This is a genomic window from Acinetobacter sp. WCHAc060033, from assembly GCF_004209125.1.
Lineage (GTDB): Bacteria > Pseudomonadota > Gammaproteobacteria > Pseudomonadales > Moraxellaceae > Acinetobacter > Acinetobacter wuhouensis.
On sequence record NZ_SGSW01000128.1, the window covers coordinates 1 to 1949 of the forward strand.

A 1949-nucleotide genomic window follows, 5' to 3' on the forward strand; every position below is an offset into this window, starting at 1 on the left:
CCGTTTTTCCATTTCTGGAGCATAACGCTGAACCCAACGATAAATTGTACTGTGATCCACATTTATGCCTCGTTCAGCGAGCATTTCTTGAAGTTCACGATAGCTGATGCCATATTTACAATACCAACGAACAGCCCAAAGAATGATTTCACCTTGAAAGTGCCGACCGTGGAAGGGATTCATCTGCTGTATCTCGAAATAAATAAGATATTTAGCTTATCATGTCAGCCTATTTGCAACAGTGCCTCATGACTACTATGTCTGTGAAACAACAACAGATAAGCAAGCGCATAATTGGGTCTATGACATCGAGTCTAATTAATCAAATATATTTTTATTCAGTGAGTAAAATTATAACGAAGTTTCTGTAATGGACAGATATTAAAAAGCCCCCTTATTCAGGGGGCAGGTTGTATAGATATAACTATACTTATAAAATTTTAATTTTGTTATAGATATTAAATTACCAATAGCCCAGCATCTTCCACCAAAGTCCGCCCAATACAATAAAAATAGCTATATTGATAATGCTCATAGCAAAACCAGCTTTCCACCATTCACCAAGCGTTGTATAACCTGAACCATAAATAATAGGGGATGTACCTGTCGCATAATGAGTCAGCGTCATCATAATGCTTGATGCTGCTGCCATAATCAGTGCAAAGAACATTGGAGGAGCACCTAGTGCGATACCTGCAATGTAGAATGCTGAAAACATAGCGGTAATATGTGCAGTAGTACTGGCAAAAATATAGTGAGCGTACATATAAGCAAATAGTAAAAGCATGGAAGCAGGAACCCACGTTAAGCCAAGCTGTCCAATGCTAGTTTGTAAAACACCAGAAAACCAAGCGATTAAGCCGAGCTTATTTAAAAAGGTCGCCATCATGACCAATGCAGCAAACCAAGTTACTGTATCCCATGCACTCTTTTGAGTTAAGACATCATCCCAAGTTAAAACTCCTGTAAGCAGAAGGAGTGATAAACCAATAAACGCGGTTGTAGTTGGGTCTAAAGTCCACATATCACCCAACAACATGGCAGGAATACCTGCCCAGAGTAATAATAAAATTCCAAATACAGCCAACATAATCATTTCATGTAAGGTAATGGGACCCATTTCTTGTAAACGGTCTTTGGCAAATTGTGCAGCATTTGGTGTTTTTTTAATTTCAGGTGGGTACATAAAGTAAAGCGCAATCGGCATAAATGCTAATGCAACAACACCTGGTAAAACCATTGCTAATGCCCATGTGGTCCAACTCAAATGGATTTGACTATTGGTCGCTTTCGCAATGAGTTCAACGACTAAAGGGTTGGGTGCAGTAGCCGTAATAAACATGGCAGAAGTAATAGGATTTGAATGGTAATTGACCAAAGCAAGATATTTACCAATTTTACCTTCAGTGCCTTTTTCTGGATCTGAGTCAAAACTCGTTGCAATCGAGCGCACGATAGGGTGAATAATTCCGCCTCCACGTGCTGTATTACTTGGGGTAACAGGTGCAAGAATGAGTTCAGATAATGCAAGGCTATAGCCAATACCAATGGTTCTTTTACCCCAAACTGCAATAAAGTAATAACCTAGTCGTGCACCTAGCCCTGTTTTTTGTAACCCTTTTGAAATCATGATGGATATACCAATCAACCAAATAAGAGGGTTAGCAAAGCCACTTAAAGCATCTTTGATGGCATCGCTAGGGTTATCTGCTGTTACTCGGGTAATCGCGACCAGTGCTATCGCGATAATCGAAATTGCACCAATAGGCATTGCTTTACCAATAATGGCTGAAATAACACCAATAAACATCGCAAATAGAAGCCAAGCATTTGCAGAAACATCTTGCGGAATTGGAATGAGAAACCAAATAATAAGGGTAAGTGATACTGAAATTATGGTTGGTATGAGTTTGAATCCCATTGAATCGTACTCCAAAAATATAGTTATT

Annotated in this window: 1 protein-coding gene and 1 pseudogene; both read right to left on the reverse strand. The window is 39.1% G+C overall.

Annotated elements, in window-relative coordinates:
- A pseudogene (locus tag EXE10_RS20770) lies at window positions 1-183 on the reverse strand (IS6 family transposase); the annotation flags it as partial.
- A gap of 280 nt (window positions 184-463) precedes the next feature.
- Entirely contained in the window at window positions 464-1921 is a 1458-nt protein-coding gene (locus EXE10_RS20775) for a DASS family sodium-coupled anion symporter (protein WP_004695721.1), read from the reverse strand.
- Between the last annotated feature and the right edge of the window lie 28 nt (window positions 1922-1949).